General features: G+C 53.6%; 12 protein-coding genes. 2 read left to right on the top strand and 10 right to left on the bottom strand.

Annotation, left to right across the window (positions count from 1 at the left end; genetic code table 11):
• Positions 1-29: 29 nt before the first annotated feature.
• The 3 genes from OEL83_08795 to OEL83_08785 form a co-directional block, all read right to left on the bottom strand.
• Complete coding sequence (locus tag OEL83_08795; protein MDK9707134.1) at positions 30-1,379, bottom strand: hypothetical protein; 1,350 nt, start codon at positions 1,377-1,379, stop codon at positions 30-32.
• A gap of 315 nt (positions 1,380-1,694) precedes the next feature.
• The gene (locus OEL83_08790; GenBank protein MDK9707133.1) at positions 1,695-3,026 is read right to left on the bottom strand and encodes a hypothetical protein; all 1,332 of its coding nucleotides are present in this window, start codon (positions 3,024-3,026) and stop codon (positions 1,695-1,697) included.
• Between the two features lie 401 nt (positions 3,027-3,427).
• Positions 3,428-4,642: an efflux RND transporter periplasmic adaptor subunit gene (locus OEL83_08785; GenBank protein ID MDK9707132.1), complete on the bottom strand. Its 1,215-nt coding sequence runs from the start codon at positions 4,640-4,642 to the stop codon at positions 3,428-3,430.
• Positions 4,643-4,823: 181 nt separating this feature from the next.
• Between OEL83_08785 and OEL83_08780 the strand changes: the two genes are divergently transcribed.
• Positions 4,824-7,076 carry a response regulator gene (locus OEL83_08780; GenBank protein MDK9707131.1) on the top strand — a complete coding sequence of 751 codons (2,253 nt, stop codon included), beginning with the start codon at positions 4,824-4,826 and terminating at the stop codon, positions 7,074-7,076.
• Here OEL83_08780 and OEL83_08775 read toward each other — a convergent pair.
• On the bottom strand, positions 7,073-7,504 hold the full coding sequence (locus tag OEL83_08775) for a CBS domain-containing protein (GenBank protein ID MDK9707130.1): 432 nt from the start codon (positions 7,502-7,504) through the stop codon (positions 7,073-7,075). The genes OEL83_08780 and OEL83_08775 overlap by 4 nt on opposite strands.
• A 315-nt stretch (positions 7,505-7,819) precedes the next feature.
• On the opposite strand from OEL83_08775, the gene OEL83_08770 reads away from it, so the two are divergent.
• Positions 7,820-8,245 carry a bacteriohemerythrin gene (locus tag OEL83_08770; protein ID MDK9707129.1) on the top strand — a complete coding sequence of 142 codons (426 nt, stop codon included), beginning with the start codon at positions 7,820-7,822 and terminating at the stop codon, positions 8,243-8,245.
• Positions 8,246-8,295: 50 nt separating this feature from the next.
• Here OEL83_08770 and OEL83_08765 read toward each other — a convergent pair whose 3' ends face one another.
• The 6 genes from OEL83_08765 to OEL83_08740 all read right to left on the bottom strand — a co-directional run bounded on the left by OEL83_08765 (position 8,296) and on the right by OEL83_08740 (position 14,441).
• Positions 8,296-8,919: a flavin reductase family protein gene (locus tag OEL83_08765; GenBank protein ID MDK9707128.1), complete on the bottom strand. Its 624-nt coding sequence runs from the start codon at positions 8,917-8,919 to the stop codon at positions 8,296-8,298.
• Complete coding sequence (gene rnhA, locus OEL83_08760) at positions 8,916-9,632, bottom strand: ribonuclease HI (protein ID MDK9707127.1); 717 nt, start codon at positions 9,630-9,632, stop codon at positions 8,916-8,918. Before rnhA ends, OEL83_08765 begins: the two co-directional genes overlap by 4 nt.
• 29 nt (positions 9,633-9,661) lie before the next feature.
• Positions 9,662-10,585: a response regulator gene (locus tag OEL83_08755; GenBank protein MDK9707126.1), complete on the bottom strand. Its 924-nt coding sequence runs from the start codon at positions 10,583-10,585 to the stop codon at positions 9,662-9,664.
• Positions 10,586-10,921: 336 nt separating this feature from the next.
• A complete protein-coding gene (gene yajC, locus OEL83_08750) occupies positions 10,922-11,284 on the bottom strand; it encodes a preprotein translocase subunit YajC (protein MDK9707125.1) in 363 nt (120 codons plus the stop codon).
• A 175-nt stretch (positions 11,285-11,459) separates the two neighbouring features.
• Entirely contained in the window at positions 11,460-12,578 is a 1,119-nt protein-coding gene (gene tgt / locus OEL83_08745; GenBank protein MDK9707124.1) for a tRNA guanosine(34) transglycosylase Tgt, read from the bottom strand.
• Between the two features lie 9 nt (positions 12,579-12,587).
• A complete protein-coding gene (locus OEL83_08740) occupies positions 12,588-14,441 on the bottom strand; it encodes an ATP-binding protein (GenBank protein MDK9707123.1) in 1,854 nt (617 codons plus the stop codon).
• Positions 14,442-14,685: the final 244 nt, after the last annotated feature.

Genomic DNA, 14,685 nt, shown 5'->3' with positions numbered 1-14,685 from the left:
CGACCTCTTCGTTCCGGCTTAAATTCATGTTATTCTTCGATATAAATCAGCTCGACCGGAATACTCGGATCGCCTACCTTACCCAAGCCTGCCATGGGGCGGAAATTACCCTGGCCAAACTCAATGACCTTTACCCGGTTTTGCTCCAATAGCTTCTCCCCTTCCGCCGCATATACCGCGTCGAGAAACTTCGGCAGGGAGGTCATCACCGGCGCCGAGCTTTTCCAGGGAAACCGCGCGTTGTCGTAATAGATAAACAGCGCGGCAAGAACGCAGACAAGAATTCCGCCGTGGTAAAGCTTCTTGCTCATTGCCATAATCCGGTCGGCGGTAAACAGCAGGAAAGCCAGCCATAAGAATTGGGCGATAACTATATAGCAGGACCGTATCTTCAGGATGAGCATAAATTTCTTACTGAGAAAGAGTGCCCCCAGGCATCCGTTGATAAGCACCAAGAAAATACAGGCCATTTTCAGGTAGAAGGAATCCTTTCTGAGAATGGCGATGACGGTGAGAAAAAATGCCGCCGTCAGCATCATCTTCGCCGGTCCGGTCCCACCCTTCATATCCATGAAAAAAATCTTGCCGATCAGGGCATTGAGCCAGATGCGGTGAATCTCTGGCTTCCAGAGATTGCGCAGTAAAATCATATGCTCGCTCACCGACAGGGTATAGAGGATGGTGACCACGGAAAGGAACAGTAACAATTTGGTTTTCCCTCGGAAAAACAGGATAAAGCAAAAGGAAAACGGCACCACCAGCACCGCATAGGGCCCCGACCAGATAAGCAGGGACAGCACGACAAAGAGCAGGACGTTGCCGGTATTGCCCTCCAAGGGCCGCCAAAACAGCAGACCTATGAGGAGGATAATCAGGACATAGATCTGATAGGCCAGGGTGATGTAGTAATAGATGTGATTCATCCCGGAAAGACCGAGGAGAAAGGGGGCGATAAAAATGAGATATTTGTTTTTCAGCAAGCCGGAACAGGGTAGGACCATGACCGCGCAGATTGCAAAAAAACTCGCCGTCCACAGGTACAGCGTAGGCTGCCAGCGCACATCGACCTTGGCGACCAGGAAGGCTATGAGATTGTTGATGATGTTGTGATAGCCGTTGGGGTTGTGAAAAAGGGCCGAAAGATCACGGCCGCCCCCGTAAAAATGGTTGAAGTAGTGGGTTGTATCCTCGACATACAGGCCGGGATTGGTAAAATTTGGCCACGAGCGCCACAGCAATACCCCGATGAAGAGGATAAAAGACGCGAAAATCACCCCCCGGTTGTTCGCCCAAAAATCACGCTGGTCGATCACATAATATTCTCTGTTGCGAAAATGGTTCATCAGCCGGTTAAGCGGCGATTGGGGAGAAGTGTTCATGGAGCACCCGAGAAGGAGGTTCTTACATCGCAAGGGCATGAGTTTCGTTTGAGCAGACGAGCTGCTCAACTCAGCTTTTTATAATCCAACAGATCATTATCGTTGAATATACAGCGGGTTCAGGCGACAGTACTTGTTCGACGGTTGCTGGGGAACCCCTTTGACAAGTCAACAGGCAGCACCACTAACGTTCACTATCCCCGGCAAACCGGCAAGGTATCTTCAGGAGAACTTCTTCACAGAAAATCGAAAAAGGTGCAATTGATTTTTCTAAGAAATGACGAAACCGGCAGCGGCAAGCAATCTTGACATGAGCTAATCCTCCATATGAACCTTCTCGACAGGGGCATCCGGGTCAACCGCCTTCCCCACCTTGACGATGGGATGGTAAAACACCTTGCCGTACTCGAGAATCTTAACCTGGTGTTGTCCTCGGAGATTTTGCTGTTCAACCTCGTATATGGCGTCAAGATATTTCGGTAAGCCGGTCATTACCGGCAGGGACATCTTTGACGGGTTTCGCAAATTATCAAAACAGACAAACAGCACAACCAGGGCACAGACTACAATGCCCCCATGGTAGAGCCTCTTGCTCCTCGCCAATATCCTGTCAAAGGTAAACAGTAAAAAGCTAAGCCAGAGGAATTGCGCAACGATCAGATAGCACAGTCTGATTTTTAAGGCGATGGCAAATTTTTTGCTGAGGAAGAGTGCGGCGAGAGAACTATTGATAAGAACAAGGAGAATGCAGGCAATTTTCAGGTAAAAAACATCCCTTCTGAGCAGCGCGAATACCGTTAAGAAAAACACCGCCGTCAGCAGGATCTTTTCAGGCCTGAGTGCGCCATTCAGGTCCATAAAAACCACCTTGGTGATAAACGTGTCAAACCAAATCTGGTGGATTATAGGATTCCACAGCATATGCAGCACAATCGTGTGTTCCCGCACGGCCAGGGCATAGAGGACGGTTACCACGGAAAGGGCTAGCAACAGCTTGGTCTTGCCTTTGAAAAACAGGATAAAGCAAATAGAAAATGGTACGACCAGCACCGAATAGGGTCCCGACCAGATGAGCAGCGACAGCACGATAAAGAGAATGACATTCTCGGTATTACCTTTGGCCGGGTGCCAGAAAAGTGCCCCGATCAGAATAATCACCAGGCTATAAATCTGATATGCCAGGGTCACATAATAGTACAGGTGATTCATCCCCGAAAATCCCAGAAGGAAAGGAGAAATGAAGATAATGTACTTATTTTTCAGGAGACCGGAACTGGGCAGGGCCATAACCGCCAGAACGGACAGAGTTGCGCCTATCCACAGATAAAAGGTCGGCTGCCACCGTACATCTATATTGGCAACCATCGTCGCGATGAAATTATTCAATATGACCTGATAGTCGTTAGGATTGTGAAACAATCCGGCAAACCCTTTGTTATTGCCGTAAAAATAGCTGAAATAGTGGGTCGCATCCTCCGCATACAGGCCTGGATGGGTAAAGTTCGGCCATGACCGCCACAGGAGCACCCCGACGAAGAGCACCAAAGAGACTAAAATCACCCGGCGGTTATCGGCCCAGAAGTTGTGCCGATCAAGGTTGTACTGTTCTCTATGGTGGAATTTGCTTGCCAACTTTGCAAACAACAAGGGAGCGCTCATTTTATAATTGAATTGCATATTCTTTTTGAATTTCTACGGGATAATAGCGCACACCGCTCCATGGCCGTACTCGCTCTCTGCGCGGATCAGCAAACTTGTGCCCTACACCCTTACGTACATACAGGAACACTCTACGGGATATACCTTACCCTCTCCTCCGGTGACAAAGCTCATTCCCTTGCAACACCAACGGCGCAGGCAACTCTTCCGGGACGGGCAATTTGCCGAGCAAATCCTAATTGATTTCCCCTTTGACTGCAACACTTCCTTTTTGACAGAATCGATTCGATTTCTGGTGAGGCAAGGCTTGAGAAAGCACTCTGATACACAGTAATTTTTACGGGGAAATAAGATCTGCAATTCTTGCCGCAGCATGGGTGGACAACCCATTATTTTTTGGTCTTCGGGTCCTCTTTCTTGTCGATTACAGCCACAACCCCATCCGCCAGCCCCTGCCGGTCGATGGTCGTCACCACCTTATCACCTGGCCGCACCCCCTCAGCAATCTCGGTGAACTGCCAGTTACCGAGGCCAACCTTGGCCTGACGATACTGGAGACGATTGGTTGATGGATCGACAACATAGACATGACCATCCTTGTGCAGCGCCTCGGTGGCAATGCGCACCACCCCGGGACGCGCCTGGAGAACAATCTCAACGTCGGCGCTGTAGCCGACCAAAAGATTCGCGCCCTGGGCCATCTCCTCAAAATCGACCTCGACTTCCACGGTACGTGCCTGTTTCGCCTGCTCGAGGACGTAGGGTGACACCGACCGGGTCTTGCCTTTGAAGACCTTTTGCGGATAGGCGTCAAGGCTGATCCGCGCCTCCATTCCCGGACGGATCTGGGCGGCATCGATCTCGTCGATCGGTGCTGCCACATACAGCGACTGCATATTGATAAGATCGACCACCGGCAGGGTAGCGATCCCCGGTGGTGATGGGGTGATGAATTCACCTATCTCGCCATTGACCTCACCGACAATCCCGGCAAAAGGCGCGGTAATAATCGTCCGCTCGACCATCGCCTCCGCCGCTTTAATCCTCGCCAGGCTGGCTCCCCGCTGTGCCTGGGCGGCGCGACAGGCGGCCTTTTTTGAGGAGGCGGTAGCAATGGCCTCATCATACGCGGACTCCGAAGTCGAACGATTTTTTTTCAGCTCTGTCTGCCGTGCCGCTTGCCGCCCGGCATACTCGGCAAGGAGGCAGGCCTCATTGGCGGCGGCCTCGGCGACCTTCGCCAGACTTTCGGCGAGTTCCAGTTCTGCCGTAAGATCCTTGTTCCACAACGATACCAGAACCTGCCCGGCCTCCACCTCATCACCCTTATGGACATTCAGGGTGGCGATCCGCCCACCGACCGCCGGCGCCAGTCGCGCCCGCCACCGGGCCTTGACAGAACCGGCACGGGTGTTGGCCACCGTCGCCTCGACAAGACCTACTTCCGCCTCTTTAACCGAAACGGCCAGGGGTTTTTCTTTATGCAGATACCGGTAGGCGAAAAAGCCGCCGGCCAGTAACAGGAATACGATCAGTAACAGGATGCGTTTCACGTTGATACCGTATGATGGTTTGACTGCGCATATTGCCGACAGCGTCGGCATGCTCTCTTTCTATCCAGGTAAAATACCCAAAAAACCAGCTGCAAGAAAATACATTTGTCCCGGAACCCATCCATAATGTACCATTAACCGTAATCTTTTGCTCTGACTCTTCCTCTTGGCGGTAGTCAGGGATTCCCTCCGTCGCCTCACCGGGACAGCCGAAGACACCAAGGAGCCTTGCATGGCCGACTATGACGAACTGACTGGAGTTTCGGTCAACGGAATCCCCATCGAATGGCACCTCAACACGGGGACCTGCACTTTCGGGGCAATGCCGGCCGTTGTCATGCGGGTAGACTCAACCCTTGCCAGGTTCATGGCCGAAACCCAGGCCATGATGGGTACGGAGCGTTTTACCCTGGCCCTGCAAAGCGAGGGGCGAAAAAGCATTGCCGACGACTGGCCGACAATCACCGCCTGCCCGAATTTTACCGAGGGGTTTCAAGATATTGCCCACATTTACGCGGCAGCGGGCTGGGGCAACTGGCAGATCATTGCCATCGATTACCACAAGAAAGAAGTCTTGTTCCGTGTGCACCACAGCTGGGAAGGCCGCTACCAGCAATCCCTCGGCGTCAACTGGGGCTGCGCCATGCTGGCGGGGAAACTGGCCGGCTACTGCTCCCGGCTGTTCGACAGCAACTGCTGGGCCGAACAGCTCTCCTTCACCGCTCTCGGCGACGATGCCGACACCTTTCTTGTCAAACCGTCCACCAGAACCATCGAAAATGAGCTTACCAATCTCCTGGCTACAGGCGCCGGAGCAACTGCGGACGCAACGACCGCCCTCAGAAAACTCCAGGAAGAAATCCAAACGCGTGCCAAGACGGAACAGGAACTACGCCTGGGCCACCTGCAGCTCGAACAACGGATGCTGGAGCAGGCGGGCAAGTATAGTGAAAGTGAGAGAAAATACCGCGATCTGGTGGAGGGCACCAACGACCTTGTCGCCCAGCTTGACCCCCGGGGGCGACTGACATTTTTAAACCGGGCGGCGCAGAAGATCCTAACCCTGGCCCCTGCCGAGTATTCCGGACTATCAATTTTCCGCTTCATTCACCCGGACGACCACAAAAGGGTGCTGGCCTGGTGGCGGCAATGCCTTGCCGACAAGGCCGATAGAACGGTTATTGAACTGCGCCAGGTCAATATCAAGACCGGCAATGTTCTCAACCTGCAATGGTCGACGTCTTTCCAGTACGATGCAGCGGGAAAACTAACCGGCATCGGCGTTATCGGCAGAGATGTCTCGGATATACGCCGCGCCGAACAGGAACGGGAAAGTCTGGCCATTCAGCTCCGGCGGCGACACAAGATGGAGGCTATCGGCACCCTGGCCGGCGGTATTGCCCACGACTTCAACAACATCCTGGCGGCGGTGCTTGGTTATGCCGACATGGCCCTCGCCGATATTCCGGTGTGGAGCCCGGCGAGAAGACAGATCCAGGAGGTATTAAAGGCCGGTAATCGTGCCAAGGATCTGGTCAAACAGATTCTGGCCTTCAGCCGCAAGGAGGAACAACATCGCCAACCGATCAACCTCAACGCCCTGATCGTCGAGGCGGTGGTCTTTTTACGGGCGACCATTCCCACCACGATCGACATCATGCTCGATCTCGCCCCGGGCTGCGGCAATATTCAAGGCGACCAGACCCAGATCCACCAAGTGCTGATGAATCTCTGCACCAACGCCAGCCAGGCCATGGAGAACCAGGGGGGGACCCTGACCATAGCACTCCGCGAGGTACAGCTTTTTGACGAGGATCTTGACCCGGCCGGCAACCTGAAACCGGGAAAATTCGTACTTCTCACCATCAGCGACACCGGTAGCGGCATTCCGGAGAAATATCTCGAACGGATCTTTGACCCGTATTTCACCACCAAGGAATTCGGCAAGGGTTCCGGTATGGGACTGGCGGTTGCCCACGGCATCGTCAAGAGCCATGACGGCATGATCAGGGTCACCAATAAGCCCGGAGAAGGCGCAGCCTTTTCTCTTTTCTTCCCGCGTATCGACGCCGTCGCCGAAAAAACCGAGGAGACAGATGCTGAACACCAGACCGGTAATGAGCGCATCCTAGTGGTCGACGATGACCCGAGTATAGCCAAGATGCTGGAAATCGTCCTCAGCCGCCACGGCTACAGCGTACATTCGATTACCAGCAGCACCAAAGCCCTGGAGGTCTTCCGGTCGGACCCAGGGGCCTTCGACCTCGTCCTCACCGACATGACCATGCCCGAGTTGACCGGCGACAACCTGGCTGAAGAAATCCGCCGGATCCGTCCCGACGTGCCGATTATCCTCTGCACCGGCTATAGCAGGCAGATTGATGATAACCAGGCCAGGGCCATGGGAATCAGGGCATTTCTTATGAAACCGGTGGACCTCAGAGAACTGGCGGCGACTGTACGCCGGCTTATCGACGAAAGCTAAGGGAGCGATGATGAGGCAGCAGCAAGTTTAATAAGCTCAAGGCTTGAAACAATCCCAACAGGCTTGCCCCTTTCACCCGTCACCAGCAGATGGTTGACTCCAGCCTCATACATCACCTTTATCGCCGAGAACAGCTCCTCGTTCTCATCAAGCTGAATGCAGGCATTTTTTGTCGATTTATCGGTATGGAATTCGCATTTGGTCATAAACGTCGAGATTTTCGTTGCCTGCCGGTCATAATCATGGGCAAGACCATTCAAAACATCCCAAACAGTGACCAGGCCGACCAGTTCCGAAGCAACCTTGACGGCAAGCACCGAGACGTTGGTCTCTGCCATGAGCTGGATAGCCATCTCCAGACTGTCTTCCATGTCGATTACCGGGAACTTCCTTTTCACCGCCTGTCTGACCTTGAGAGTCTCTGCCATAACCACCTCCTGCAATAATGAAAAAACAGTTATTTGCCGCTTGGCTTCTAACCCTTGCCTCCCCTTATCCTATCTGTTTTCTGTCCTTTTATCAAATGCATTTCCCAACCTCCCCTTTCCGCAGGATCCGCCACTTTTCCTTTTCTTTTGCCGGTAAAAATCCATATACTGAATGCAACCATCGGGCTCTATTGCCCTGCCCATCCTTGCCAGAAGGAGGAAAGGACAAATACCTTGTACTCAGGTATTTTCAACGATCCACCCAGTAGCGGCCATGACTATCACCACAACTCATTCAACCCTGCGCAATTTCTCATGATAATAGAATGGGACACCAAGTTCGAGTTACATATCCCGGTCATCGATGCCCAGCACAAACAGATCATCTCCTGCCTGAATGAACTGGAAAGATCCATGAAAAGGGGGGTGAAGGTCGGGGATATTGCAGATATTCTTACCCGTACCCAACATTATGCCGTCCGGCATTTCGGCATTGAGGAAAAATATATGCGGGAAGCAAACTACCCCGGAATCGACAAACAACTCCTTGCCCATAAATACTTTGCCGAGCGCTTCACGGCAATCTATGAAGACTTTACCAGCAAAGGTCTGACGCCGGAGGTGGTAAGCAGCCTGAAACAGGAGTTAAGCGGCTGGATCAAGGATCATGTGACCGGTCTCGACCTGGCCTTTGGGGCGTACTATAAAAAGTATCTTGCTGAAATAGCGAAGACAGAGTGAAGCAGTCTATTTGCTCAAACCAAACCAGCCCTTGTGGTAGCGCGGGAAAATCACTTTTTCGGTGGCTTATCAACAGAGGTTTTCTTACGCTGTTTCGCCAGCCGGACAGCCCGGCTGGCGACGGAATGGCCAAAGGTACCCAGAGGCTTATGGCCAAGGGAAAAATATTCACCATGGCAGTAGGCAAGGAGCCCGGCCTCGCCAAGACGAATCTTGCCGTCTTCGTCGATGAGCCTCTCATCCACCTTGTTACGGAGCACCTCGGCAATAAAAAGGTCGTGCGAGCCCAGTTCAGTAACCGACTTGACCCGGCACTCCAAGGCAACCGGGCTGATGACCAGAGACGGCACGGCGACATCGACGCCCGGATCAAGCTCTAGACCGAAGTGCTTGATCTTGTCGACCTTGCGGCCAGAGCGGCAGCCGCAGAAATCGGTCATTTTAAGCATCTGCCTGGTCGTTAGATTAATAACGAATTCACCGGTTGCCTGAATATTTTCATAGGACAATCGCTCCTTACGGACGGCGATGGTCACCATCGGCGGATGGGAACAGGCCACCCCTGTCCAGCCGACCGTAAAGACATTCGGCCGGCCGGCGGTATCGACCGTCGTCACCAGCACCGCCGGCACCGGGCCAAAGAGGATCGATCCCTTAAAAAGCTCTTTCGTCAAGGCTCCTCTCCTTTCCCCAAACCGCCGGCCGCAGGATAGCCGGGATCAACCGGCAGACCTGCCTGATTGGCCGCCGCCACCGCCAATCGGTCGCATTGCTCATTGCCCTCATTACCGTCATGACCTTTCACCCAGTGAAAACGGACATCGAGTTTGTCGATGAGCGCCAGAAGCCGCTGCCACAGATCGACATTGAGTACCGTTCCGCCATCGGCCTTGCGCCAGCCGTTGCCCTGCCATTTCTTCGCCCAGCCCTTCACCACGCCGTTCACCAGATAGCTGGAGTCGGAATAGAGATCAATCGCCGTTCCGCAGCCCTGCAGATGCTCCAGGGCAACGATTGCGGCCATGCTCTCCATGCGGTTGTTGGTGGTCAGCCGGTAGCCGCTGCTCAGCTCCTGCCGCTGACCGTTTGCCAGGATGACTACCCCGTAGCCGCCGGGTCCGGGATTATTTATGCAGCCACCGTCGGTGAAAACCACAATGGCCCCCGGCCTTTGCCCCTCCTGGGCGGTTACCGGTCTGTGATTATCCTTGGCAGGCGCTTTCTTTTGATAAACGGGGTTATCAAGCCACGCCTCCGCATCCTGCCGGCTGGCAAAACTCTTGTATCTGGCGCCGGCAAAACCCTTGACCTCTGCCTCGGCAGACGGCCAATCGGTGAAGATTCCGCAGCGCCGGCCGGCAGCCACCGCATAAAATTTTGTTTTCAAAGGTTCTCTCGATTCTTGTACAGGCTGGATTAACTTTTACGGCGGTAGACAATGCCGGTCACCTCATTGCCCAGGTCATTGTAGATGAGTTCATCAAAGCTCATCATGTTGGCCATGGCAATCCCCCGGCCGTGATTATGGGTGGCCCGGGCAGGATCCACGTGCAGATAGCGCTCCCAGTCAAAACCATTCCCTTCATCATGGATGCGAATCGCCATGCTCTCGCTGGACCTCCGGTAGGAAACCGTTACCGACCGGGCACCATACAAGGGATCGGCAAGCCGTCTTTCCACTTCTTCTTTCCAGCGATTGGTCCGGATCAACTCACTTTTCAACTCATAGGTGATTGCCAGATTGCCATGCTCAACGGCATTGAGAAAGAGCTCGGAAATACCGGTAATGGCCAGGTCGGGACTGGGGAAAAACTGGGCAAGAAAGGCAGCCAGGTTATCGCCATCCTCGATGGTTTTAAAGGAGCACTGTATCGACTTTACCAGGCTAAGGCCGCCCTGGCGCTGGAGATTTTCCTGTTCACTTTGCCGGTATTTATGGATCTTCTGCCGGGCTGAAGCAATAATCGACAGCAGGGTCTCGGCGACCAGGGGCTTGACCAGATAATAAAAGACCCCGGCCTCGATACCCTCCTTAATCTCCTGTGGCCGCCCGGCCGCGGTTTGCATGATGACCGGGATGGCCCGCAGTTTGGCGTCCGCCTTGATCTTCTCACAGACCTCGATGCCATCCATCTCCGGCATAAGACGATCAAGGAGAATGATATCAACATTATCGGCATTAGCGGCGAGCACCGCCAGGGCGTCACGGCCGCTGACCGCGGTCAGTACCCGGTAATCCTTCCTTTCCAACATGGACTGAATAAGGCGAAGCGAGGTGGGATTATCATCGACGGCAAGGATCGTGGTCTGTTCGGTCGATGGAATCGTTTTCAATCGCATCCTGTTTCCTCATCCCTCATCAAGTCTTCTCCCGCAGTCGACAACCAGCCCGGACTGCCTCGCCTTGGCCTCCCGACTGACGGATATCCAGAACTTCATCATTTCGTAAATACCGGAAAAAATCAAGATCCCCGGCCATTTTCGCCAATCTCGAAAACAGGGCTCTTTTCGATACCTCCTTGTGCTCTACGTGGCCTTCCGCGGCGCATTCTTCTCGCTTTTATGTATCAAAACAATATGCAAAACACAAAAAAGAGGCCGGTCACCCCTATTCTGGGTAATCCGGCCCCTTGCGACTATCTCCGCGACCTGCAGAAATCAACACCCTTTGATGCCTCAACCTCCGGCACTTTTGGTTTCGGTCTTGAGGGGAGCGGCACCCTCCTTGGCCAACGAACCACCGATGCCATCACGGGAAACCTTGACAATCACGTCCTTGGCGATCTCCAGGGAAACGACGTTGTCGGCGATACCGGTGATAACCCCGTGTAGGCCGCCTTTAGTATATACCTTGCTGCCTTTTTTCAAATCGTTAAGAAAGGCCTGATGCTGTTTGGCCTGTTTTTGCTGTGGCCTGATAAGCAAGAAATAAAAGACCACAAAAATGAGAATGAGCGGGAGAAACTGCGCCAATCCAGCCATACCCCCGGCTGCGCCCGCACCTGCAGCCCCATCGGCCGCAAAAGCTATTCCTGTCATAATGAATCCTCCAAAGATATTCCAGACATAGATGAGAAGTGCCCAGCGGGCCACATTCTACCAATCCTCACCCGACCAACGGGAAGGTGACCTGCACGAACCCCTGGAGTCCTCCTTTTTAAGAAGAAACGCCGAAAGTGTATCCGTCAGGTCCCAAAAACTTCGTGCAAAGTAATCATTCAAGTTCCAGCTTGCTATAAAAATCTTTGCGCCACCCGGCAAAACAGTCGGCCTCGATGGCCCCGCGTATTCCGGCCATGAGATTCTGGTAGTAATGCAGGTTATGGATGGTGTTCAGATGATAGCTGAGAATCTCCCGGGCATGATAAAGATGGCTGAGATAGGCGCGGGAATAGTTGCGGCAGGTATAGCAGGTGCAGTCCTCATCGACCGGTCGCGGGTCGTCGCGATACCGGGAGTTTTTGATGGTGAGCTTGCCGCGGGAGGTGAAAAGCGCCCCGTTTCGGGCGTTTCTCGTCGGCATGACGCAGTCGAACATATCCACCCCGCGCCATACCCCCTCGACCAGATCGGAGGGAGTGCCCACGCCCATTAGGTACACTGGATAGTCGGCGGGCAGGACCGGCACGGTGGCCTCGGTCATGGCGTACATATGTTCTTTATCTTCCCCGACACTCAGTCCGCCAATGGCATAACCGTCGAAACCGATGTCGATCAGGGCGGCAGCGTGCTCGCGGCGCAACTCCGGATACATCCCGCCTTGGACAATGCCAAACAGCAGGCGGTCCCGTTTGCTGTGGGCGCTGCGACAACGGGCGGCCCAGCGTGTCGTCAAATCGGTTGCCTTGATGGTCTCGTCCCGTGTTGCCGGATAGGGAATGCAGGTGTCGAGACACATCATGATATCCGAGCCGAGGGCCTGCTGAACGTGTATCGCGTCCTCCGGGCTGAGGAAGAGTTTGCTGCCATCGAGATGTGAGCGGAAGGCCGCGCCCTCCTCGGTAATCGTCGCCAGCTCCTTGAGGCTGAAGATCTGAAAGCCGCCACTGTCGGTGAGGATCGATCCCGGCCAGTTCATAAAGGTGTGCAGACCACCCAACCGCTCGACAAGTTCGTGGCCCGGACGAATAAAAAGGTGATAGGTATTGCCGAGGATGATCTCGGTCTTCATTGCCAGAAGGTTCTCCGGGGTCACCGCCTTGACGGTACCCTGGGTACCAACCGGCATAAATACAGGCGTTTGAATACATCCCTGCCTGGTACGGACTTCACCCCTTCGGGCAGCACATTCGGTGGAACGGCCCAGCAGGGTAAATGGTGTGGTATTTGTCATAATGAGTAATTAATTTTTGGTGTTATAAACCTTTGCCAGCTGTTGCAACATCTCTTCGGCGTGAAAGGGTTTGCTGATATAGCCGTCCATGCCCGCCTTGAGACAGCGCTCCCGGTCGCTCTCCATGGCATGGGCGGTGAGGGCGATTACCGGGATATGCCTGCCGGCAAGACGGGCGACTAGTCTTGCCGCAAGTTCCTTCTCCAGATCGGTCACCGCAAGGCCCAGACCGTTTTCACAGCGGCGGATGATAGTCGCCGTCTGCACCCCGTCGAGAACGGGCATCTGAATGTCAAGCAGCATCGCATCATAGTGGTTTTCGGCAAGCCGCTGCAGGGCCGAAAGGCCGGTCTCGGCCTCGTCGACCTGATGTTCGGCCTGTTCAAGAATCAACCGGGCCAAAACTCTGTTGGGGGTAATATCATCAACGACGAGAATTTTCAACGGGGGAAGAACCGGGGCCGTCAATTCCCCTGTCGTATCCGCGGGAATCTGGGCAACGTCGCCCAGGGCAAAACGGGCAGTAAAGGTGAATCTTGTGCCGCGGCCGACGGTACTTTCCACCTGAATCGTCCCGCCCATCATCTCCACCAGTCTTTTCGAGATAGCAAGGCCCAGGCCAGTGCCGCCATGACTCCTGGTAATCGAGGTCTTCAACTGACTGAAATTTGTAAAAAGATTTTCTTTAAATGCCTCGGGAATACCCATTCCGGTATCGGTTATCGAACATTCCAGCAGGGCGTCACCTTCGGTCTTTTCCCGGATCCGGCAACCGACAGTCACCGAACCGCTCCCGGTAAATTTGATAGCGTTGCCGATCAGGTTGAAGAGAATCTGCCGCAACCGCAGGTCATCACCCAAAAGGACATCGGAGCAGCACTCCGTACAATTTTCGACAACAAGGGCAAGGCTTTTCTCCTCCGCTCCCGGTTGCAGCAGACCTATCACCGCCGCAATGACCTGATCAACCTTGAAGGGTCGTATCAGCAGTTCCAGCTTTCCGGCCTCGATTTTTGATAGATCGAGGATATCGTTTATGAGGGTGAGGAGTAACTCCGAAGAACTCTGCACGGTTTCCAGACAATACCGTTGTTGCGGGGTCAAGGTGCCGGCAAGGGCCAACTCGGTCATGCCGAGAATGGCATTCATCGGCGTGCGGATCTCATGGCTCATATTGGCAAGGAATTCACTCTTGAAGGTGTTGGCAAGCTCCGCCTCCTGCTTGGCCTTGAGCAAGGCCGCCTCCGCCTGCTTCCGTTCGGTTATATCCAGCACATACTCGATCATGTGAATGAGTTTGCCGTCATCGTCGAAGATCGGGTAACTGTGAATTTCGACGAACCTTTCCTCACCCGCGGCATCGCGATGCACATGTTCAAGGACCGCAGGTCTGCCAGTTTTCTTGATTTCCTGCAGGGGGCAGGGATGATCCGATCCGGCACAGGGTTGACTGCAGTTATGGGTCAGTTGATAGCAGGTGGAAACCGGCCGCCCGGCAAAGCCGCTGGCGGTGTTATAGACAATCACCTCATAGTTCGCGGCATCAATGACATAGAAAGGGTGAGAAAGGGCATTCAGAGCGCTTCCGAGAAACTGGCTTTGCTTGACGTATTTATTATTTGACGATGCGAGCAGGCGATTTGCCTCCGACAACTCGGCGGTTCGCCCCAGGACAATCTTTTCGAGATTTTCATTGACCTCATGGAGCCGGGTGATGGTATTGCGGGAAAGGTCTATAGTGCCATAGACAAAGAGCGACCCGGCAAAGAAAACAATGGCGGTAAGCAATTCAAGGGGGAAGGAGAAATTGCCAAGTTGCAGGAATATATAGCCGAGATAACAGAAAAAGAAAAATCCGATCAAACAGGTTATAATCCGCCATTTGCAACGAAAATGTGGTGGAACCTTGCCCTGAACATCCCTGGACGTCACAAATGAGATTGTTAGAAAAACCGCACCGAGGAGTACCAGACAAACTGCAACGATCTTTATTGGCATTGCAAAAAGAGAGGCATACATGAAATTGCCCTGTATTTTTCCGGGTTAAAAGCCGCACAGAGGTATTATTAAAGCTGAGTTCTACAGCTTGTCCGCTCAAACGAAACTT

It is taken from the genome of Desulforhopalus sp., assembly GCA_030247675.1.
Lineage (GTDB): Bacteria > Desulfobacterota > Desulfobulbia > Desulfobulbales > Desulfocapsaceae > Desulforhopalus_A.
The sequence above is the reverse complement of the archived record's forward strand: the minus strand, read 5'-3'. Positions and strand labels throughout refer to the sequence as shown.

What these genes read in the sequence shown, in the direction of transcription:
- OEL83_08795 (MDK9707134.1), bottom strand. Translation starts at nt 1,379, where the DNA reads ATGAACACTTCTCCCCAATCGCCGCTTAACCGGCTGATGAACCATTTT.
- OEL83_08785 (MDK9707132.1), bottom strand. Translation starts at nt 4,642, where the DNA reads ATGCCGACGCTGTCGGCAATATGCGCAGTCAAACCATCATACGGTATC.
- OEL83_08780 (MDK9707131.1), top strand. Translation starts at nt 4,824, where the DNA reads ATGGCCGACTATGACGAACTGACTGGAGTTTCGGTCAACGGAATCCCC.
- OEL83_08775 (MDK9707130.1), bottom strand. Translation starts at nt 7,504, where the DNA reads ATGGCAGAGACTCTCAAGGTCAGACAGGCGGTGAAAAGGAAGTTCCCG.
- OEL83_08770 (MDK9707129.1), top strand. Translation starts at nt 7,820, where the DNA reads ATGATAATAGAATGGGACACCAAGTTCGAGTTACATATCCCGGTCATC.
- OEL83_08755 (MDK9707126.1), bottom strand. Translation starts at nt 10,585, where the DNA reads ATGCGATTGAAAACGATTCCATCGACCGAACAGACCACGATCCTTGCC.
- yajC (MDK9707125.1), bottom strand. Translation starts at nt 11,284, where the DNA reads ATGACAGGAATAGCTTTTGCGGCCGATGGGGCTGCAGGTGCGGGCGCA.
- tgt (MDK9707124.1), bottom strand. Translation starts at nt 12,578, where the DNA reads ATGACAAATACCACACCATTTACCCTGCTGGGCCGTTCCACCGAATGT.